Raw genomic sequence first — 21,898 nt, 5'->3', positions numbered from 1 at the left:
CTCCTTACGGAACGATAAAATAAGGATCCTCCACCAGCCGCGCCTTAATGTCAGCCCATTTCTTTCCCGGATCCTTCTGGGGATCGAACTGTGTATTTGCTGTTGGAATACCAGCCCGGATCGATTTGAGGTAATCCTCCAACAATTGGCTCATTCGCACCGTTCGATTAGTATCTATTTTTGACAGGTTTATTGTCTCGGATAGATCCTCTTTCAAATTGTAGAGGTGATAGTCGCCAGTCTCCCAAAATTTGACCAATTTGAAGTCTTCTTGATGCAGCGTCGTGGAAGGCTGACCACCTTTTTGCAACTGGTAGTGTGGAAAGTGAAAAACGAGAAACGGATTAGCTCGCTTCACCTTCGCATTGGACTGCCCTGAAAGGATATTCGCCAAGCTACCCCCTTCTTGATCTGCAGGCACGGATCCGATTTCCAACCAATCTGCAATCGTCGGAAATAAATCGTAACCCACCACTGGCTCCCGGCTTCTTCCCGGTAAAATCCCTGGACCCGCAACAATGAATGGAACCCGAATCCCGCCTTCCCACAAAGTCGCTTTCCAGCCATGGAGAGGTCCATTCGTGTTGCTAGGATTTGGGATGGGATAACTTCCATTATCGCCAAGATAGATGACGTAGGTGTTGTCCCCAATTCCAAGCTCCTTAATTTTAGACAAAGTCATCCCCAACCCTGTATCCAAATCTTGACTCATGGCAGCGTGGCCTGCCTGATTATGACGTTCTCCGGGCGTTCTCGCTTCTGTTTCGCCTATAGTCGATTTCTTTGAGAAGACCGCCAAGTGCGTGGCGTAGTGCGAAAGTTGTAAGTAAAACGGCCTGCCCGATTGCACCTGTTTTTCCATCCAATCATTGCCGCTTTCAGTGATCGAGAAAATACGCTTCGGGTCCGGGTCTTCACTTTTGCCTTCCCGATTTCCCGTAGCTCCCGAGCTGGCGTCAAATCCATGCCTCTCCGGACCGCCCCCGTTGATATGCCACTTTCCAAAATGGGCCGCAGCGTATTCGGAACGATGATGCTTTATCCACTCTGCTATTGTGATCTCCTCATCCGCAATATCATTCACATGCGGTGGTGGCGTAATCCGGTTTCCCTCAAAGAAGGGGCCCTTGTGCCGGTCGACTATATCTGACATCTGAAGCAATGCGGGGCTTTTCCCGGTCAGGATCGAATAGCGAGACGGCGAGCAATTCGGATGCGGGGCATAGCCTTGCGAAAATATGACTCCACGATTCGCTAGCTTTTCGAGATAGGGGGTTTTGATGAAATCGCTTTTCGATTCAGGTACGTCTTCATCCATCAATACCGAAGTCGCCCCCCAGCCTTGGTCATCCGTCAAGACGAGCACGATATTCGGCGACTGCGCCTTCAAAAACGATTCGCTCGTTATTACAAATGAGAGGACAAAGGCGACTAGACTAATGAATCGAATAGGCATAATTTAGGGAATTGGGGGCTTCTTTAAAGAGTGGGCATCAAGCTATTTCCGGTTAAATTAAATTTCAACGTTCTTTCACCTTTCTCGCCTGACAGAGCTTCTACCCTGCCATAGGATCCCTAATACCAGATGCCAAAAGGGTTAATCCTTAGCCTGGGTCAACGGTTAACCCACAAAGGCATCGAATCCTAGCGTCCAACTTGAGACACTATTGGAAAAAACAAGTTTCAAACGATACCCTCTCAAACACCCAACGGGACGAATAGCATGAACACAATACCACGTAGAGATTTTATCAGCCAATTCAGCCTGGCTTCGTTATCATTGCTCGCAACTCACCCGCTCTTCGTGTTGCGGCCTGCCTGATTAGGCGGCGTAAAAATTCAGTATTTACTCCAGTAAGCCTTCATACTTAGGTAGGGCCCCTTCCCAACCTCTGTTGAACTGGGCTATCAGTCGGCGGACGATCGCAGGTCTCAATTTCGCGATATTGTGCGTTTCATCCGAGTCCTTCTTGTGATCGTACAGCTCAACAAATAACGGCTTTTCGTTCGGCTTCGTATAGTCCTTCCATAATACAAGACGATAACGATCCGTGCGCATCGCATATCCCATCAGATCATTTTCGAAAAGTTCACGATCCCATTTTTCTTTTTGCTGTTCGATGATGCGTCCTTCCACTTTTTCGATGAGGGGCCCAAAAAAGGTCTCTCTCACACCTTGGGACAAAGGATTAGCTGCCCATTCCCGCAGCGCTGAGCGGAGCAGTCTTCCCGATGCGAGGCTTGGCCGCCCTAGTTATTCAGTTCGCGCGGGCCATGGCTCGTTCGGAGACTTTCCTAAACTCTGGCGTAGCGTTTTGCGGCAGCCACTGCGAAAGCTGTTCGATAGTCTCTTGGTGAGCAGGGTCGGCAGCTAGATTGTGGAATTCGTCTTGATCGTTTCGATGATCGTAGAGTTCCTGGGCTCCATCCTCGTAAACGATCAGCCGCCAGTCGCGCGTGCGGATGGAGTGATTGCCGAAATAGGATGAAGTAATCGCTGGCTGCTCTCTCGGCGTTTCGGGGTTATCCAGCTGAGGGACAAGCGAGACGCCTTCGAGATGGGGATTTTCGGAAAGCTGGCACAGTTCGACGAGGGTTGGGTAAATATCGATCAGACTAGCGGGTTCCTTAGTCGCCAATCCTGAGTCGATGCCCGGTCCAGCGAAGAGCAACGGCACGCGCGTGGACTCCTCCCAAAGCGTGCGCTTGGCCCAGTGTTGTTTCTCCCCGAGGTGAAACCCGTGATCGCTCCATAGGACGACGATAGTGTTATCGGCATACGAACTGGATTCGAGAGCATCCAAAACCATGCCTACGCAATGGTCGACGAAACTGATGGATGCCAAATAGGCCTGCGTCATGCTTCGCTGCTTCCGATGCTCGAGCACTTCGACGTGCTTCGGGGCCACCGCATAGTCATTGATGCTAAGAAAATTCTTCGGAAGATCATCGAGGTCCAAAACCGGATTATCGGGAAGCGCGATCCGTTCGACATCGTATAGATCGAACCATTGGGGGGGGGCGTAAAGCGGCACGTGCGGGCGAAAGAACCCCACCGACATGAAGAAAGGCTTGTCGAATTTTTCGTGCAGAGCAGCGGCCGCTTTTTCCGCCAATTGAAAATCACCCATCTCGACATCGTTTTCCGGATACTCTCCCCAATCCCACGCTTTACTCCAACCGGCGGGAATATTCATCATCTCTTTCGGCCTGCCCCCTTTATTTCGGCCGAGCGAGCGATCAACATCGCCCGCCAATCGATTGCCGAAATCGTGGTGCAGCACTTTGCCCCCCACCAGAGTATAGTAGCCGTTATCTTTAAAGTGACGTTGAATCGTGGGCACATCGGTCAGGGCCGGCAGCTCCTCGTAGGCGGGTCCGAGCTCATAGCTGCCGTGCGTAGTAGCCGCCACTCCCGACATCACGCTGACACGCGAGGAAGAACATACCGGAATGGCGCAATGGGCGTTGGCGAAAACGCGTCCCTGCTTGGCGAGTTTGTCCATATGAGGCGTGAGCACTTGCGGGTGGCCGAAGAGGAAACCTGTCCAGTCGTTGAGATCGTCAATGCTGATCATTAGGACATTGGGAGGACTCGAATCCTGAGCCTGCGATCCAACAACGAGGATACTTGCGAGTGAAATGACTAGTAGACTGCGAATATTCACGGGAGTCTTATTTCAATGATTTGGGGACGTTCGTTTGAAGAGGCCTATTTCAGAGGAAATTTCCCCAAGGCTCCATTTATTTCAGAGCTATCTCATACGAGAAAACGCATACAGATCTAATCATGTAGACAAGTCCAAACGATCGAGCGACTAGCCTCTCTATTCCTCGAACTCGATGGTGAGCAACGCACTGTCGATTAAGTCTCTGGCCGATTCGTAGATTCCGTAGCATGCTTCTTGATTTCGGCCAGGCAATTGGCTAGGCGGGTGCCACCCTTGTAGTTGCCGGATAGCACAAACCACTTGGAGTAGGTCTCGCGTAGCTCGGGAGTCCAGCCGTCCTTGAGATGGCGAAGATTGAGGGCATAGCCGATCTGCTCTCTCTGTCCGGAAGTGTTGGTAAAGAGCTTCATGCCGCGTTCGACGGCAAAGGGAGCGTTCAAGAACGCTGCCATGGCGGAAAGGTCGCGATTCTCTTCCGGAGTCTGAGCGGGATAAATGCCATCGAGCCATTTGATCAGTTTAGCTGTGTCCTTGGCGCTTGGCCCAGTGTTGTTTCTCCCCGAGGTAAAATCCGTGATCGCTCAATAAGACGACGATTGTGTTGTCGGCATAGACGCTTGATGAGGGCATTCAAAACGATCCCCAATCAATGGTCTAAGAAACTGATGGAAACAAAGTAGCCCTGGATGATGCTTCGCTGACTGTGCAAGCAGAATCACGGAGCTTATCAGGCAAGAACACTCTCCTTTGGTCTGGTTACCGTACCGCCAATCTAAATTTGATAAGACAACCCTCCTTCATCATGCCTAAGATAGCTTTAAGAGTCAGAACTCGCCAAGTCAGTAATTTACACACTCAAATTACATCAAAATGTTCCTCAAATCCAACATTCGATACTCAATAAAGACCATTGCGTCTCTTTCAATCGCGCTTTGCACCGTCCAAGGAGCTTCGACTCAATACGAAGGAGATCTGAGTGACGTTGTAACGATCGATGAGTTGGATCCCTCGGGCCCTTTCAACAAAATCTGGGAACCGCATTTCGCCAAGTGGTCTGACGATCACTACATCTGCGCTTACGGACTTCAGGTTCGGGGAAAAGTAGATATGGGAGACATGGTCGCGTCCATAAGCTTGGACAAAGGGAAGACCTGGAGCCCTAGGATTATGATATTCGATCACCAAGAACGTAACGGCAGCGTGCAATACGCCTACAACAATGCGGTCCTTTTCCGTCCGCCCGGCCAGGATGTCATTTGGCTTTATGCGATGCGAGCGCCTATGCACTACCGCGATAGCGAGAACGCGGATCTGGTGGCTGCTTATACCGCAGACGGCGGTTACTCCTGGCACCACGTCGAACTAGCCATGGGTTACCAAGGTTCTTTGATAATCGTCGCAGGCATCGAGACGGTGAAAAAAAATGGAGTCAATCACTACCTTCTCCCCGCCCATCGCAATTCGCAGCGCCATGATCTCCATGGCGATCGCAGACAATTCGTTCTGGAAAGTACCAGCCTCGTGCACTGGAATCTTGCGGGTTATGTTCCTTACGCTAGGGATGACCCGGTTTTTCTGCACGAAGGTAAAATCGCCCAGACAGACGATCCCAACATTCTGAAAATGGTCATGAGAACCGCCACAATGGACCGCGAGCGACCTTTGAACCCGCCTCTTGCCTATTCATCAATCAGTAAGGATGGAGGAACTACATGGTCGACATCTCAAGCGGAACCCGACCTGCCGAATCATCGCTCCAAAGCCTTTTTTGGAAAAGACATCAACGGAAATCACATTTACGTTTACAGCAACAGAGTCGATCGAAGAGGTCTCTACTACAAGACCCTGAAGCCCGGCGGCAATTGGTCGAAGGAAAAGACCTTCTATTTCAACGACAACCGAAACAGTTACCCCACTCTGGTCGAAGATACGCCGGGAGAGTGGCTCGCTGTCTGGGACAGTTCCAATAGCCCCGACAAACGCCGCACGGCTATCCGATTCGGAAGGTTGAAAAAATAATAAGCATACTTCGGTAGTTTCAGCTCGCAGCGGATGAAGGCACTGCAGATCGCTTCGTCAAGCTCTGAGTCCAAGATTTATCAGCACTTCCTCAGCTGCTAACCATTGGTTGGATCAAGCCCAATCGCGATAGGCGGCCACCAACTCTTCGTATGCCTTTTTATAAAATACAATATCGGCACTATGAACAATCAACTGGGCTCCGAGGTCTTTCATGTGTTTGGCGTGGTCCATATCGAAGGCGAGCGTCCCAAATACTTTTCCTTCGGCGATCGTTTTTTCAGCGATTATTCGAGCCGCTTCGAGCGTCTCGTCTCCTTTGACATCACCAGGTCTTCCTATGAGAGCCGAATAGTCACCAGGACCAAAGAAAACGCAGTCTACTCCCGCGACTGAGGCGATTTCCGAGACGTTTGCCAGTGCCTTGGGCGATTCGATTTGCGTGGTAACCCAGGTGTCTTCGTTCGCTCTATTCGTATAGTCTTCGGCTTGATACTGACCGTAATTATTATCGGGGCTTCCCCCGTCAAATCCGCGTTCACCCACCGGATAGAATTTCGACCAACGAACAACCTCACGAGCTTCGTCCGCGGACTCACATCGCGGATACATTATGCCGAGGGCCCCAGCTTCAAGAAGGCGACCCATTCGCATGTATTCCCAGCGTCCTGTGCGAGCGAGTACATCTACGTCGCCAACCCGAGATGCCCGGGCGAGGCTAGCGAAGGTTTCAACGCTTTTGTCAGCGTGCTCTAAATCGTACCAAAGAAAATCCAGCCCAGATTGGCTCAGTACTTCCGTGTGCACAGGGTCCGTAGACTTGACAAGAGTGCCTATGGCGACTCCTCCCTTCTTCCAAATTTCCTTAACTCGACTCTGTTTCATATGGGTAATTCAAATCAGTATTAGAACGTATTCTTAATCGCACCTTCCCGAGATTAAAACTCAATGTTCTAGCCAATTGATGTCAAACGTGATAAATCTTATCGATTCATAGGGGCTAGACTCTCCAACTTCGACCAACAGTCCAACATTGCCATCGGTGAGACCGACCATATTCGAGTAGGCTCCGGGACCTTCATGTATCATTTTGCTGACTGGCCAGGTTTTTCCTTCGTCGTAACTTAAGCGAGCCGTAATACCCTCGCGCTTGTCGCCGGTAGGACTGGAAAAGAGAATGCGACTGCGATTTTTTTCGGGCCAGCTGAACCGAAGGATATTCGCCTGGCAAACGGGTGATTGAAGTCCGTCATCCAAATAAACCGGAGCGAAACTTATCCCGCCGTCCTCGCTTACGGCCACCGCCCGATTCCCTTTCCCGTGATAAGAGCGCATGTTTTGCATCACTAAGCCATCGGCGAGCTCGACCACGGTAGACTCGTTTGTAAGTGGTTCCTGGATCGCACCGAGGCCCCAGCTATCGCCGTGATCGTCGGAGTAAATGATGTGCGAGCGATAGGTTTTCGAATCTCTCTCAGCAGTGATCCGATCGGAATGATTCGCGGGAATGACCAGGCGACCTTTGTGGGGACCTCGCGTCAGTTGAATGCCGTTGCCAGGACCAGTTGCATACCAGCGCCAATCTTTCTTGCGAAGGTGCGGAAGCTCTTTTGGCTTGGCCCAGGTTTTGCCATCATCGTTCGAGTAGGTGACCCACGGTGAACGGGGATGCTCGCTCTTCCCGGTCATGATGGCATTTTCGCTATCGCTTCCTAGATTCCATGTTAGTAATAGCCAGATAGTACCTGTATCCAAATCTACAACCGGACATGGATTTCCACAGGTGTTATCCTTGTCGTCCCAAATCACTTCGATTCCGCTCCACGTTTTACCGCCATCTAACGAGCGACGCATTATGAGATCGATGTCGCCTTTATCGCCAGCCTCGCGACCTTCGGCGAAGGCTAAAAGGGTTCCGTCTTTGGTTTCGCAAATAGCGGGAATGCGGATGTTATTGTATCCATCCACCGCCTTTCGAAAGAGGACTTGGGTCTCTATTGTATTTTCTACTCCCCAAAGTAGCGTTCCGAAAGCTAATTGTGCGAAGAGTATCTTTGTGAAGATAAGAATAAATTTATGCATTGAGCTCATCTATAGAATAGTTTCCAGAATTCTTCTAAGTTATATATGAATGTGAGTGTATTCAACGGTACCCAGCAGGTAAACCAATCAGTCTAAGAATGCTTTCCTTGTGGGGAATTTATCCAAATCTACTTCCCGGAGTTGCAGGAAAACTACCCTTTCCCAGCGATGGGGACAGAAGATATTGATGACGCCATCATCGATAAACGCATCTATATAGGACGTGTTGTAGTCTCGCCAGATATTGTCGAAAAAGGGCTCGAGAGCTGTCGCGAACACGAATTGCGGTTCGCTCCAATTACGACCTCCGTCCCCAGAAGTAGCGAACCAGATTTCGGAGCGGTCGTAATGCTGAGATCGGTTGCCAGCAAGGTCAGCGGTTTGGATCTTGCTCCTATTGTGATGGAAAGCGATGAGCGTTTTGCCGTCGGACAACGTGAAAAGCATAGGCGGTGCATCGGGATGCACTAAAGGAGTAGGTTTTGGATAGGTCCACGATTTGCCATCATCCTCACTCCATGAACCCCAAAGATATCCCGTCGCCGTTCGCGTCATGAAAAAGATATTACCGTTTCCTAGGTTGATAGGGCGGCCTTCATCCATGCGATTGAATCCTTTGGCATACCAACCCCCATGGCGTTGACCTGGCAGCAGTTCCCAGGTCTGTCCTTGGTCCTCGCTCCGCAACAAATACTGTCGCGTCATTATTGGCTTGTAGGACCAATCGGCCTCGTGAGATCCAAGAAGCCAGGCACCCGAATCTGTTTCCGTCATGCGCATAACCGACATACCGCGAAACTCAGGATCATTTTTAGGACGAATGATTCTCACTTCCGACCAAGTATGGCCATCATCGTCGGAGTAGCGATATCCAATGGGCGCGTTTTCCGACAATCCGTGCGTCTCAGGTTCGTACATATCCCAAATCGGCTGTGTACCGAAGGCATAGATACGTTCGGAACCCTTTGGGATAAACGGGATGAAACCGTGTTGGTTGTAATCGATATCAAAGGCAACCGTTGGGCCCTCCCACGTTTTTCCTTTGTTGCTAGATCGGTAAGCCAGCATGTCATTGACCTTGCCTTCCCCGCGCTTACCGGCACCGCCATAATGTCCGCCGTCTGGAAACATCACCAGATAATCTCCTTTTGGCGTAACGGTACCTCGAATTTCATATAAGCCTCGCTTAGCATCACGAGCTCGGTGGATGATCTCGGCCTCTAAGTAGGGAGCTAAAACGATTCCTAGCTCACGGTCCAATTTTAACGACCTTGGAAGTGCGTCCGTTTTAAAATCGCGATCTTGAATTACAATGGATTCGGCAATGGTATTCGGGCTTTCCTTCATGTGAGCGGACCCCAAGAAGACCAAAAGGCAGTATATCGTTATCAACGTTTTATGGCTCATGGCTTTATCCTTTTCGTTGGCCTTGGGCTTCTCTGGATACGAAAAGTGACGCCAATGAGCCAGTGCCGAAACAGATACCGATTCCGACAAAGCCAAAAAGCAGCCCATTGAGATCGGTGAAGTACTTTACGAATACAATCGCGATCAGGCTACAGATTACGCCGATCCAGGCGTGGGTGGCATTGGCTTTTTTCGTTAGGAGGCCGAGAAGAAATAGTCCGGCTAGCGGACTGGCGATTAGTCCCATGAGTCCGATGAGAAAGTCGAACATGTGACCAATGTCCATACTGGACATAATAATGGCGATCGTGGTGCCCAATATTCCGAGGCAGCTAACGATTTTGCGGGCGAATCGCAGCTGGTTCTCGTCGTCCCAAGCGGACTTGAATCTACCTATAAAATCATTGGAAACTGCAGTGCATATGGAATGCATGCTGCTATCTAAACTCGACATGGCAGCGGCGAATACACCTGCGATAACCAGTCCAGCCAAACCAGCGGGCATTTGATGAGCGACGAACCAAGGAAGGACTTGATCGTTCTTTTGGAGCGGGCCCAGAAGATCCGGGTTGGATTTGTAGAAAACGAATAGAGCGATGCCCATTAAGGAGAAAATCAACGTCGCTGGAATGGCGAGCAAGGCATTGGTCCAGACGGCTTTCTTAGCCTCTCGTTCAGAGCTCGTTGTGAGGTAGCGTTGAACCACTGCTTGGTCTGACGTGTAGGGCACGAGCGCGTTAGAGAATATACCTCCGAGCATCAAGACCATGAATGAGTCGGTGGCCCAGGACCATTCGATGGGTGGCAGTTCGAATTTTCCAGCTTCTTTCCCGATTGAAACCAAAGTCGATAAGCCCCCATCTAAATTAGACACGACTATTCCAAGAGCGAGGAGAGCGCCTCCCATAAGTACTACGACTTGGACAACGTCCGTCCAAATAACCGCTTTAATGCCTCCAAATGCGGTATACACGGTAGATATCATTCCCATCATGAGAATGCAGAGAGTTAGGTTGAATCCAGTGACGGCAGACAAGGCAAGCGCAGGAAGAAATACTACAATCCCCATGCGTAACAGCTGGAAAATAATAAAGGACGCACTGCCAAAAAGGCGCAGGCCGAGATCGAATCTATTTTCTAGAAATTGATAAGCGGTGACTGCGTTGATTCTTCGAAGTCGGGGAATGTAGATCAAGGCGATGAGCGGTGCGACGATGAGAATACCGAAGTTTAATATTATCGCTGACCAGCTTGTCGCGTAGACACGAGCGGGAAGGGCGAGATAAGTAATCGCGCTCAAAGTCGTACCGAATATACTGATACCCGCCGCCCACCAAGGAATCAATCTTCCTCCCAAATAGAAATCCTCTGCCGTCTGCGTGTTGCGGGCACAGACAAATCCGATTGCGAGTAGGCCTCCAAGATACGCTATCAGTGTCGTCCAATTAAGAGCTCCAAAAGAGGCCGAGATTGGCGTGGCCGTGAGCTTCCAGATTTTAGGAGAGCGTACGCGGGGGCGGATTTCTCCCGACGCTACAATAAAGTCGTCGTCCCATTTCGCGATCTGGGTGGTGACATGGTTCTGCGGCATCGTCCCCGCCTTTTGCCAGCTATCGATTAGAGCGTTGTACCCCCAGACCTGTTTTGGAAATCCGGGATGCTCATCCTTTAGTTCGTCCGCTGAGTGAAATAGAGATCCATCCGCACCACCTATTATCAAAATGTGATTTTCTCCAACTGGGATTGCTTCGCCCGCCATCATGCATGCGGGCGAGTCCGCGAGCCGTTTCCAAGAAGTGCTAGACGAACTATAGGCGTAGGCGTCTTTCAAAAATTCGAGCTCGCCATTTTCGCCTTCGCGTCGACCGCTGAAAATATAGATCTGGTTCTCGCGTCCATTGTTCTGGGCAGCGAGTATATTAAATGCACGGGAAGGTCCGGGCCAGCTAGGCAATTCCTGCCACCCGAACGAGTCGTTCCCCTTTTTATCTAGATCCAAGACCCAGAAGTTTTTCATAGCCTTTGAAAGCTCATTTGTCTCGCTTCCACCGGCCAGATACACTTTTTGACCCAACGTAGTGGCCGCTCCATACACCAAGGTCGACGGAAGATTCGGCAAGTTTTCGCGTTGAACGGATTTAGTTGCTGAATTCCAAGTCAGTAAAAAGACTTCGTCATAGGTGTTCGAGGCATCGTTTCCCCCCATGCAAAGCACCCCCAAATCCGTCGTCACGGAACTTCCGTATCCAATAGGTCGCGGCAGTTTTCCGCCGCTATGCCAGACACCGGTTTTATCAAGCACCCAGATATCGTCATGCCAAATTTTGGCTTCTCCCCAGTAGGGTTTCGGGAAATTCGCTCCACCCGCCACGATGAGAGTATCGTTGCTGACACCGATAAAGGGACCCGCAACCCCTAAGGATTCTGACTGGTTACCGGAAGGTGGAAGTTCCGCAACTGCTTTCCATTTGAGATAGCTTGGATCACTCGACTCCTCGCCCCAAGATGGCTCTCCAATCGTCACCACTGATCCCATGAAAATAAGTACTAGTAATTTATAACGTATTCTAGATATCATAACAAAGTTAGAGTATTGGGCGTTTTGAGACAAATTAGAGAGGGTAATAGCGTAATCTTGAAGGAGGGACGATATTCAGCCAACTCACCTTTTCTTCCACTTGTAATTTGAAGGGTCAAAATCGTAGGCACCTTTGGTTGGCACTTCCTCCGCGTAGTGATTAGGTAGCCAGGCTTTGAAGGGACCCACTAGCTCCGGGTGTTTTTCAATTAGGTTTGTCCATTCATGGGGGTCGCTAACCCGGTCATACAGCTCCTCCCCTTTTCTTCCTTCGTCATACTGTATGTAGCGCCAATCCCTGGTACGGATAGCCGTGTTGCCTTTCAAATAGTCGATGATTGCAGGATGTTTCCATTGAGCTTTCGGATTCTCCAGCAAAGGCCCAATGTCGATGCCATCCAAACCAGAGGGTACCGGCAATCCGCATAGCTTCGTAAGCGTCGGGAATAGGCAAGTCAGGTCTACTGGACTTTCCGTCTCCGAGCCGGCTTGCGTGACGCCTGGAACGACCATGATGAAGGGAACATGGGTCGACCGCTCCCAAAGCGTGTTTTTCGCATAGTGATCCTTTTCCCCGAATGCATACCCATGGTCGGACCAGAGAACGACGATCGTGTTTTCCCGGTAGGCACTTTTGTCGAAAGCATACATCAATTCCCCCACCATAGTATCCGCGTGTGCAATACTTGCTAAATAGGACTGAACACAGTGCCGAAGATCATCGTATTCTTCGATCATTCGAAGATCGTTGCGCCGGTATTCAGCCATGATTTGACCCCCTTCAGGTATATCGTCCAAGTCCCCAGGTTTATTGATAGGAAGTTCGACTTTTTCCTTCGGTAACACATCAAAATATTTCTGCGGAGCGTAGAATGGCAAATGAGGCTGGAAAATTCCAACTGCCAGGAAGAATGGATTCTCGTGATCCCGGGAAAGAAATTCACTAGCCCAACGCACCGTTCGAGCATCACCCATTTCATTATCGTCTACTTCCATTGGCCCCCAATCGAGCGAATCGCTCGGGTGGCGGGGCATAGTCGTGAGAAAACGACGATCTTCGCCACGACTTTTAAAATAATCCACAATTAGATCCTTATCCTGAACCAGATCAAAATATTCATCCCATTGATCCGGTGGATTGAAGCCAACCGTGTGGTGATGGACCTTGCCGCCACCTGCCGACGTATAGCCATGATTTCTAAAATAATGGGGTAGCGTCACCAAATCTGGATACGCCGGTCGCCACCAATGACCGTTACTGTACAAACCCGTTGTTGACGCACGTTTACCTGTAAGGATCGCCGCCCTACTTGGAGCGCATTTCGGACTTGGAGCGTGGGCGTTTGTAAAGAGCAATCCTCTTTCAGCTAGGGCATCAATGTTGGGTGTTGGAACTCTATCTGAACCGAGACAGCCCACCCAATCGTTCATATCATCAACGGATATGAAGAGAACGTTTGGACGGGGCGTGGCCGCATCTAAGGATTGAAGAGCGAATGCCGAGTGGAGAATGAGGAGTATTTTAAAGAATTTCATTTTTTTAGATTAGGATAAACACCTCCGAACGTGCCGCGGTAGTTTTGTCTTGTATCGCGGCACGCTCGGAGGTCGCTGCTCTAAACAATATCGTTATTTCAATTTACACATAGCGTAGTTAAATAGTGATTTCCGTCGATGACTCGATTGCAGGAGTCATTTGTCCGTCAGCTTTACGAATTGCCTCGAGTTCTATCCGAAGATGCTTTTGGAAGAGACTTATATCGGCGCTGTGGATCAGGAGGTTTGCTCCCATATCGAGGAACCTTCTCTGTTGCTCGACGCTGCCCCAGAAGTGGATTCCTGCCCCGACACCCGCAGCACGTCCTTTCTTGAAAATGGTTTCGCAGGCTTCCAGAAAGATGGGCTCGTCATATCCTTCGGGTACGCCGAGGCTACAGGAGAGATCGTGCGGGCCAATGAGCAAAGCATCCAAACCAGGCACGGCCAGAATTTCATCCAAGGCCTCTATCGCTGGCTTGCTCTCGATATTGACGAACATCAGTCTCTTCTCCGCACCCTTTGCTACGTAGGATTCGAGCTTCTCCTCGACATTGGTGCCATCGAGCATTCGCTGCAGTTTCTGCCCTTTGATAGGACGGCATTTGACCGCACCACGCAGGGCCTGCACCTGCTCTGCGGTTTCCACATAGGGAGCGACTATTCCTGCCGCTCCTGCATCGAGTGCCATCGTCGCCGTGTAGGGGTCGGGGGATGGAATACGCACAATAGGAGGGAGACCAAGTGCCGCGTATGTCTGGCACATCCAACTCAATTCGGCTCTATCGATCGCGATGTGCTCGGTATCAATGAATACGAAATCGAGCCCACAATCGCACACAGCTTCGGGCCACCGCGGCGAAGGCGATACAATGAGCGTGCCGAAGACCGTTTCTCCCGCGACGATTTGGTTACGTAAATGAGTTGATGTCATGGCTTGAGTTTGAGTTTTCCGAAATGGATGTGAGTTCGTGGCGTATTGGCTGTGCCGCTATCCCATACGCAGCGAAAATCTCCCGGCGCCACTTCGGCAAGAGTGGGATAGGAGTTCTTGATACCCGCGTGGTAAAACGTCATCTCGTCGCTCCAGCCTTCCCCAGCGGGCTTTATCTTGTAACGCAAGGAAGTGCGGCCCCCATTTGGGAACCCCGGCGCCTTGCCGCGCTGAGCAGGACCGTCATTGTAGACGTAGATATGGGTCCCGTTTGACGACTGGCCAAAGTAGCCTTTCGATTTTGCATTGTGCAAATCCGGCTCCGGTTGAGCGACGCTCCAGTTACGACCCCCATCGGTGCTCACACTGGAATATGCACGCGGCGGGTTTGTGGTGAGACTCGTGTCGTCATAGTCAGCCGTTCGCATCACTATTTTGAGTTCTCCCTTCTTCCCCCAAGGAGCAATATTCCCTTCGTGCAGGAAGACCCGAGCCTCGGTCGGTTGAGGAATAAAAGCTTCCAGCTTCCACTCCAACAAGCTGCTACTGCTCAGAATAAAATGATCGCGCGATCCTCTCGGGTCTGCTGCAAGGGTATTGCGATGGGCCGGAAGGAGATATCGTTTTTCCCCCTTTATCTCAGTCTCGACGACCCCAGCGTTCAGAATTAGCGGACCCGTATAGCGCATGGCCATTTCAACGGGTGTCCATGAAAATCCCCCATCAGCAGTAAAAGCTGCGACCAGATGCGATTCTTCGCTATTTTCAGAAGCGATCGGATTACGCATAGCGTAACACCAAATCACTTCCTGGCCTGGAATCTTGTAGAGAACGGGATTCGCATACGCGAATTGCAACTCTCCCTTCCGCTGCCGATGATCGAAGATCGGAATCGGCTCTTCCCACGTGTCCCCATCATTTTTCGAAACGGTCGCCAATATGTCCCCCATGTCTTTCTTGCCGTTGACCATAGCTCCGAAGGCCACAATCAAATGATTCTTCTTTTGCCCTTTTATGATGAATGGTTGCCAGACACGCCAAGCGTGCGGATGCTGCTCTATCCGACGAATTGTCCGTACGTCCATGACGTCGCCTTCGTATTCGATTTCCTCTCCATAGCCGTTCGTTGACACCAAAGCAGTGATTAGAAAAATGAAAGTGAAGAGTTTGATATGCTTAAACAAAATAGGGGTCGAATTCATGGTACAATTGTTTTGGTTAAAATTAAGGATTCCTTAGATTGTGGCAAATAGTTCGTTCCCGAAAGGGTACCCTGCGAGGCAATCCGATCGATATTTGGGCCAATCGCGACTGTATCGCCATAGCTCCTAAGGGCGAGCCTCAAGTCGTATATGGCAATAAAAAGCGCGCTTGAAGAGCTGCGGGCAGCGAATTAAAAAATGCAAATTGTAAAATGAAAAATGAGGAGAGATTTTAGGTTGTGCTTAACTTTTGCAGGTCAGGACAATGACCTCCGTGCGTGCTGCACAAGAAGATGGAGCCAAGCCGAGGTGACACGCCCTGAAGTCATTGCCCTACCTAACTTCATAATAAGGATTTGCTCGCATTGGTTCTGCTCCGACTTCGGTCTGCCATTCATGTAGTTCTGTAAGCAATTTTTTAGTGCGCTCGGGTTGAGCTTCTACGAGATTTTTCGTTTCACTAATATCATTGGACAGGTTGTATAGCTCGATTTCGCCGGTTTCCAAGAACTCGATGAGCTTCCAAGAGCCCCGTCGAATGATCGAAACTGGAATGCTGTGCGGGTGCTGATTGTAATGCGGGTAGTGCCAAAAGAGATCCTCGCGATCGAGCGACGTCTCTCCTTTTAGCAGAGCAGATAGGCTCAGGCCATCTTGATGTTGATACGGGCGTAGGGGCAATCTGGTCACTTCGAGAATAGTCGGATATAAATCGTTCGTTATTACTGGAACGGAATTCACGCTCCCTCGCTTCGATATTCCAGGTGCCTTTATTATCATGGGTACACGAATACCTCCTTCATAATGCGATCCCTTGTTCGCTCGCAACGGCGCATGGTCGGTTGCTTTCCATAATCCACCGTTGTCCGAAGTAAAGATAACCATTGTATTGTTTTCCAGTCCAAGCTCGCTTAGTGTTTCCATGACTCGGCCGACGCTTTGATCGACGCTCTCCACCATTGCCGCATACGCGGGTTGGCCTTGACGCTCCTTTTCGGGGATCGCTTCGTACCGGGCGATCATCGACTGTTTCGCTTGAAGCGGTGAATGTACGGCGTAATGGGAGAAGTATAGAAAAAACGGGTTGTCTCTATTTTGGCGAATCAACGCAACGGCCTCATCGGTTAGCCGATCAGTCAAGTACTCGCCAATTTTTCCGTCCGGTAGGGTCGTTTTCACTACAGCACTTCCCGTGGTTGGCACCGTCCACTTCCCAGTATATGGATAAAAGTAGCTACCTGGAGCTCCATGCTCGCTTCCTGCAACATTCACATCGAATCCATGCTGAGCCGGTAACGAGAAAGGAGGCCCTCCAAGATGCCATTTGCCGACCTGCAAGGTTGCGTATCCAGCCTCTCTCAACGTTTCAGCGAGCGTGAATTCCTCCAGGGGTAATTCTCGCAGAAAGCGTCCCTCTCGCATTTTATTGTCATTCGGACTCCAACGTCCTGAAGGCAGCCATTGAGTTAGCATCAGTCGAGCGGGATATTTTCCCGTCATCACGCTTGCCCGAGTGGGCGAGCATATAGCGGCCGCTGCATAGGCATCGGTGAACCGTGTGCCCTCATCGGAAAGTCGATCGATATTTGGCGTCTGATAATACTTGCTTCCTTGACATCCCAGATCCATCCAGCCGAGGTCGTCGATTAAAAACAGCACGACGTTCATCGTCGGAGAATTCCCATCGTCTGCCCAAGATTGTTCTCTTGTCATCGCTACGGTCCCCGCAAAAATTAGGGCTAGTAATATTAAACGCATACTAAATATCATAAGTCTATATGAGGATTGGGCACTAATTTACTTACCTAGTGCGATTCTCGTGACAAATACAAATTGGTCTTGGCAAAATGTAAAAGGAGTAAATGCAATTAAACCAAGAGGGCCAGCCAACATCTTGACAATTGCGACCGTTTGGTATGAATCCCATACAAGTTGGCCTCAAGTTGATTGTACATGAGTTCAGAATTCGAGATTCCGCATAGAGTATCGCTTGCCAGTCAAACGAGCGCTTTTCTTCGAGAAGGAATTCGCAGAGGTATATGGGAAAAATGGCTACCCTCTGAACGGGAACTTTGCGAGGAACTCCAAGTAAGTCGATTTACGTTGAGGGCAGCACTCAAAGAGCTTGCCCGCGAAGGCATAACCAAAGCGGTAGCGCAGAGGGGAACAAAGATCTTGCTCAGCAATATCACAAGAAGGAAACGACGCAATCTTTCAGTGGGCATCATGACGCCGGACCCCTTGACCGATGTCCGACCGTATTTCGGCCTGTGGATTGGCAAACTCCGCGAGCTGCTACTCATAAACGAAATACAGTTTGACGTATTCGAAGGGCATCACCTGTACGAAGGAAGCATAGAAAAACGACTGGAGAGATTCCAATCTCAGTCTCCTCATGATTGCTGGATTCTGCATCGAACAACCAAACCCATCCAGCAATGGTTTTTAGACAATAGGATTCCGTGCGTCGTTGCTGGTACTCCCGCTGCTAGCATTGATCTTCCATTTGTTGATACCGACTACCAATCGATAAGTCAGCACGCTTTAGGCTACTTCTACGGAAAAGGCCATCGGGAAATAGCATACGTTTATGACGACGGAATGACGGGAGGGGGAAGTATATGCGTTAAGACTATAGAACGGGGTCTTTCACACTTTTCAAGTGGGTCAATGAGCACCTCTACCTTCGATCTCGGTTCTAGTTTGAAAAAATGCCATCGAATTTTGGACCTTATTCTTAATATGTCCAATCCTCCAACCGCACTGCTAATCGGGAGCTCTCTTAAATGCATTGCAACAATGTCTCACCTGCAAGATCGCGGTTACAAAATACCAGATGATATTTCCATTATATGTAGAGACAATGACTCCTTCCTCAATTATTATTCGCCGATTCCAAGCCGATATACAATCGATCCAACTAAGTTCGCAAAACGAATTTTCAACGCAACTATGAAAGTTGTGAATAGAGAAGTCATCGTTAAGAGAGGCGATCTCATGATACCTGAATTTATAGAAGGTCAATCGGTAACCCTCAGAGAGTAAAGGCCTCGCTGGCAGCAATTCGCACCAGCGATGGATTCAACAAGTGACATGAAGGCATTGAAGTGCAGCAAGAAGGGAAGGGCTCTTGGGTCGGAGCCTTAAAGTATAGGGACCGTCTCCCATATCTAATAGCAGAGAGTCTAACTAACGGGAAACGACTCGGAATATCGCTCTTAAATAATTAATTTGGGCTAGCAGAGGTACTCCAAAATCAATGGAGTACCTCATAGTTTAACCAAAAGTCTCTTCGACGCGGAAACTGTTAGAAATTATTTTTAAATTGGAGTCTAATAGTTCGGCCTGGGTCAAAGCTGCTTTTGAAATTAATTGAGCGACCCGTGGATAAGACATCAGTAAGGTTATCTACGAACAATGCCACTCTCCAAGTGCTTCGCTCTCTCTCGAACTCTTTCCCTAGGCCAAGGTTAAGCTTCGTCTCCGATGGAACGTTATACAAATAGGGCAATGCCCTTGTTAGACCTCCTCCAAAATCAACTTCGCTATTCCGCTTTGAATTATATCTCAACCCGAGTGAAACGAAGGAGCCTTTCATTCCTCCTTCAAGCACCTGATACCGAGCTAGAGCGTTGACTACAAACTGGGAGACATTTTCGGGCCATAGTTTACCGCCTGAGATTGAGTTGACAGTTGCTTCGTCACTACCCCGACGCACTAATGCTGGATTTTCGGAGTCGAACAAATAGGCCATACTACCGAAAATTCGGAGGCCTCTGGAAGGATTGGACGAGAACGAAAGCTCCATTCCTTCGGATGTTCTGCCAACCCCACTTGGTCTGTATATATTCTGAGTCTCATCCTCGGAAATATTCACTGGCAAATTTACCATTTCCAATTCGAAATAAGTTAGGTTTCCAGTAAGCAATCCTGGGCGCTTTCCTGCTTGTGCTCCTAGGTCGACTTTTACCCCGAATTCGAATTGATCACCCGTAATAGGAGGTAGGTCGTAACCGTCGTCGCTGACAGTATAAACCGGCTGAAACGTCGCGTTTCCATTAGCATATATACTAACCGACCTTTCATCATTGAGATGATATAGAGCTCCTAATGTGATCGGATCGCCATCAGCTTCCCTAACATTACTGCTTCGCACATCCTTGTCTTTCTGCACGCGATATCCCAAATTAATATATAGCCTATCATCCATCGCAGAAATTAGGTCGTTAATGTAAATAGAGCTGGTGTCCTTTCCTACGTTGTTTGGTCGGATTTGCGTGTAGTCCGCCCGAGGAACAAAGGCCCCTCCAGTCTGTGCATCATGGTAAGAGCTGGCAGGGAAATTTAAAGGCCCGCCGCCCACTGGATCTATTGTGCTCACAAATTCCCACTTACCATCCTCTGGGTAATTGGCGACATCTTCTGGATTAGGAAAACTGCCAGGATTACGCACCTCGACTCTAGTGCGACTTCCCCGGTCGCCCTGTATTTGGTAGCCCACCAGTAGATTATGTTTTAAGCCGCCTGTTTCTGTTTCGATCAGAAATTCATTCCTCATATCGATACGCTGGCGGTCTTCATGTCGATATCTAGGTCGTCTTGGAACTAACCAGTCTAATGCCCCGATAGCTCCGTCGAATTTTTCTAATCCGTATACCCGCCCTGGCCGATTCCCTAGCAAAAATTCTCCTGTATCTGGATTTGTGTATCCAATAACTAAATTACCAGTGTCTGGATGCTTATTAACCGGCCACTCATCTGACCCAGATAAAATCAAGTTCTCCATCCGGTCGATCTTGAAATCTTCATATTTTAGCTGCGAGCGGAACGAGACCCCTTCGCTAAAACGATGCTGAAAATCCGCTCTATAAGTAAAGTTCTCGGTTTTTCTTGCATCATCATCACCTGTTCTTGTTCCACTTGGAGTGTAGCGTAGACCGTGAGCTTCATCGATTTTATGAAAGGAACCATCCGGCTTATTGAACCCATATTTTCTTGTCCCAGTTGCGAAGCCGTCGGCACCCAAACCACCATTATCAACCATTATACCAATTGCCCATGGAACGTCGGCGGCTGTTCTTCCATACGTAAGATCAAGGTCTAAAGATGTATTTCCCTTCCGCCAGCTAAGAGCGTTATAGGATGTAAAAGCCTTTGCTGTTGCCTGATCCTTCACGAGTGCCCTCGTCGCATCCTGTATTTCTGTACGAAATGCGAATTCGCCCCATTCTTCCGGAAAAAACTTCAAATCTAATGGGGTTGAGTAATCTATCGAAAAATCGGTTGAATATTTCGAATTTGTGTTGGGGTCGCCGATAGCCGCGGTAATCGATCCAAAAGCTCGGTCGAAACTCGGACGTTTGCTAATTCTGTTTATTACGCCAGCAGGACTCGTCTCGCCATACAGCACTGCATTCGGTCCTTTGAGAATTTCAATACGTTCAACTCCTACTATCGGTATAATGGAGTTCGTCGCTAAAGATTCAAAACCGTCGACTAATAGAACTGAACCGGAGGACACCCCCATACCCCGAGCACGTATTTCACCGCTCACACCGTCTTCTGACGAAAATCCATTCACGAAGGACGCATCCATGTCCAAGATGCCGGTCAAACTAACAAGATTAGTGTCATCAAGAAGGTCTTGATTGAATACGACGATCGATTGAGGGAGGTTTTTGATCCCTACATTCGTTCGCGTGGCAGATATTGAGTTTTGGCTCGTATACTCGATGTCCCCATCCGTCGTTACGGAGAATGGACTTAGTTCAAAAACCTCACCGTTTTCTTGGCCAAAACAGATGGATACTGCAATAAGGTGAACAGGAATAATCCACTTTATTGGGTTTTTTAGTCTTGTTTGAAGTTTCATATGCTTCTGTCGTTTTGGGTTATTTCAGTTAGAGAGGGAGTTAAGTAACTTCTCATCGAGCCACGCCTTATTGACTGTAACTCGAAATGGGGTAACCCTCTGGGGTATCGTTGAAAGTAAGATTTTATTCGGCATTTAGTAGGAAAACCGCTTGGTATGTTTTCCTCACCAGTTATCATAAGAATAGGGTTCGCTGGACAGCTTCGACCAATGGGAAATGGAACCCGCCTGTTTCAGCCACTTGGATCAACAGGTCGCAAGGATTGCTCAATCATCCACGCTAACTTTCACAACATAGGAGGACGAAGACGATCCAAGTTCGTGTCAGTCGATTGGGATGAAGGTTTCGATTTCGATTCGATCGTGGGTAGGGAACGCCACGGCACCGTTACGGCAGCCGAAGAAAGCGGGCTTCCCAAACCACGAAAAAAGGCAGGATCCTCTTTGCTAATCCTAGAAAACAAGTTCTCGAATTAAGAACCGGTCTTTACCTATCCCAAGCACATGCATCACTAGGAAGCACCCGTTCACCTCCGACAGCATTTCTATTCCCTAGCAGGAGCCATTTTCGATAAGAAACCCGACTTGATTGTCGGT

Annotated in this window: 15 protein-coding genes and 1 pseudogene; 3 read left to right on the top strand and 13 right to left on the bottom strand. The window is 49.2% G+C overall.

What is annotated here, in order from left to right; genetic code table 11:
* Positions 1 to 4: 4 nt before the first annotated feature.
* The 4 genes and pseudogenes from GA004_RS04975 to GA004_RS04960 form a co-directional block, all read right to left on the bottom strand.
* The gene (locus GA004_RS04975) at positions 5 to 1,456 is read right to left on the bottom strand and encodes a sulfatase (protein WP_283396201.1); all 1,452 of its coding nucleotides are present in this window, start codon (positions 1,454 to 1,456) and stop codon (positions 5 to 7) included.
* A gap of 390 nt (positions 1,457 to 1,846) precedes the next feature.
* Positions 1,847 to 2,212, bottom strand: a pseudogene (locus tag GA004_RS04970) (iduronate-2-sulfatase); the annotation flags it as partial.
* Positions 2,213 to 2,258: 46 nt separating this feature from the next.
* On the bottom strand, positions 2,259 to 3,668 hold the full coding sequence (locus tag GA004_RS04965; protein WP_283396199.1) for a sulfatase: 1,410 nt from the start codon (positions 3,666 to 3,668) through the stop codon (positions 2,259 to 2,261).
* 197 nt (positions 3,669 to 3,865) lie between these two features.
* On the bottom strand, positions 3,866 to 4,123 hold the full coding sequence (locus GA004_RS04960; RefSeq protein WP_283396198.1) for a hypothetical protein: 258 nt from the start codon (positions 4,121 to 4,123) through the stop codon (positions 3,866 to 3,868).
* Positions 4,124 to 4,541: 418 nt separating this feature from the next.
* Here GA004_RS04960 and GA004_RS04955 point away from each other — a divergent pair, with 418 nt between their 5' ends.
* Positions 4,542 to 5,690 carry a sialidase family protein gene (locus GA004_RS04955; protein ID WP_283396197.1) on the top strand — a complete coding sequence of 383 codons (1,149 nt, stop codon included), beginning with the start codon at positions 4,542 to 4,544 and terminating at the stop codon, positions 5,688 to 5,690.
* 114 nt (positions 5,691 to 5,804) lie between these two features.
* Here GA004_RS04955 and GA004_RS04950 read toward each other — a convergent pair whose 3' ends face one another.
* The 8 genes from GA004_RS04950 to GA004_RS04915 form a co-directional block, all read right to left on the bottom strand.
* Positions 5,805 to 6,575, bottom strand: a complete 771-nt coding sequence (locus GA004_RS04950; protein WP_283396196.1) for an HpcH/HpaI aldolase family protein — start codon at positions 6,573 to 6,575, stop codon at positions 5,805 to 5,807.
* A 60-nt stretch (positions 6,576 to 6,635) separates the two neighbouring features.
* Complete coding sequence (locus tag GA004_RS04945) at positions 6,636 to 7,772, bottom strand: sialidase family protein (protein WP_283396195.1); 1,137 nt, start codon at positions 7,770 to 7,772, stop codon at positions 6,636 to 6,638.
* Positions 7,773 to 7,859: 87 nt separating this feature from the next.
* Complete coding sequence (locus GA004_RS04940; protein ID WP_283396194.1) at positions 7,860 to 9,179, bottom strand: sialidase family protein; 1,320 nt, start codon at positions 9,177 to 9,179, stop codon at positions 7,860 to 7,862.
* A gap of 4 nt (positions 9,180 to 9,183) precedes the next feature.
* Positions 9,184 to 11,757 carry a sodium:solute symporter family protein gene (locus tag GA004_RS04935; RefSeq protein ID WP_283396193.1) on the bottom strand — a complete coding sequence of 858 codons (2,574 nt, stop codon included), beginning with the start codon at positions 11,755 to 11,757 and terminating at the stop codon, positions 9,184 to 9,186.
* Positions 11,758 to 11,841: 84 nt separating this feature from the next.
* On the bottom strand, positions 11,842 to 13,293 hold the full coding sequence (locus GA004_RS04930; RefSeq protein WP_283396192.1) for a sulfatase: 1,452 nt from the start codon (positions 13,291 to 13,293) through the stop codon (positions 11,842 to 11,844).
* A 118-nt stretch (positions 13,294 to 13,411) separates the two neighbouring features.
* Positions 13,412 to 14,227 (bottom strand): HpcH/HpaI aldolase family protein, encoded by an 816-nt coding sequence (locus tag GA004_RS04925; RefSeq protein WP_283396191.1) that lies wholly within the window; start codon positions 14,225 to 14,227, stop codon positions 13,412 to 13,414.
* A complete protein-coding gene (locus GA004_RS04920) occupies positions 14,224 to 15,429 on the bottom strand; it encodes a sialidase family protein (protein ID WP_283396190.1) in 1,206 nt (401 codons plus the stop codon). Before GA004_RS04920 ends, GA004_RS04925 begins: the two co-directional genes overlap by 4 nt.
* A gap of 333 nt (positions 15,430 to 15,762) precedes the next feature.
* The gene (locus GA004_RS04915; RefSeq protein ID WP_283396189.1) at positions 15,763 to 17,187 is read right to left on the bottom strand and encodes a sulfatase; all 1,425 of its coding nucleotides are present in this window, start codon (positions 17,185 to 17,187) and stop codon (positions 15,763 to 15,765) included.
* Positions 17,188 to 17,382: 195 nt separating this feature from the next.
* On the opposite strand from GA004_RS04915, the gene GA004_RS04910 reads away from it, so the two are divergent.
* The gene (locus GA004_RS04910; RefSeq protein WP_283396188.1) at positions 17,383 to 18,474 is read left to right on the top strand and encodes a substrate-binding domain-containing protein; all 1,092 of its coding nucleotides are present in this window, start codon (positions 17,383 to 17,385) and stop codon (positions 18,472 to 18,474) included.
* 262 nt (positions 18,475 to 18,736) lie between these two features.
* Here GA004_RS04910 and GA004_RS04905 read toward each other — a convergent pair whose 3' ends face one another.
* Positions 18,737 to 21,301 (bottom strand): TonB-dependent siderophore receptor, encoded by a 2,565-nt coding sequence (locus tag GA004_RS04905; RefSeq protein WP_283396187.1) that lies wholly within the window; start codon positions 21,299 to 21,301, stop codon positions 18,737 to 18,739.
* A 210-nt stretch (positions 21,302 to 21,511) separates the two neighbouring features.
* Here GA004_RS04905 and GA004_RS04900 point away from each other — a divergent pair, with 210 nt between their 5' ends.
* The gene (locus GA004_RS04900; protein ID WP_283396186.1) at positions 21,512 to 21,778 is read left to right on the top strand and encodes a hypothetical protein; all 267 of its coding nucleotides are present in this window, start codon (positions 21,512 to 21,514) and stop codon (positions 21,776 to 21,778) included.
* Positions 21,779 to 21,898 lie beyond the last annotated feature (120 nt).

The organism is Candidatus Pelagisphaera phototrophica (assembly GCF_014529625.1).
Classification (GTDB): domain Bacteria; phylum Verrucomicrobiota; class Verrucomicrobiia; order Opitutales; family Opitutaceae; genus Pelagisphaera; species Pelagisphaera phototrophica.
The sequence above is the reverse complement of the archived record's forward strand: the minus strand, read 5'-3'. Positions and strand labels throughout refer to the sequence as shown.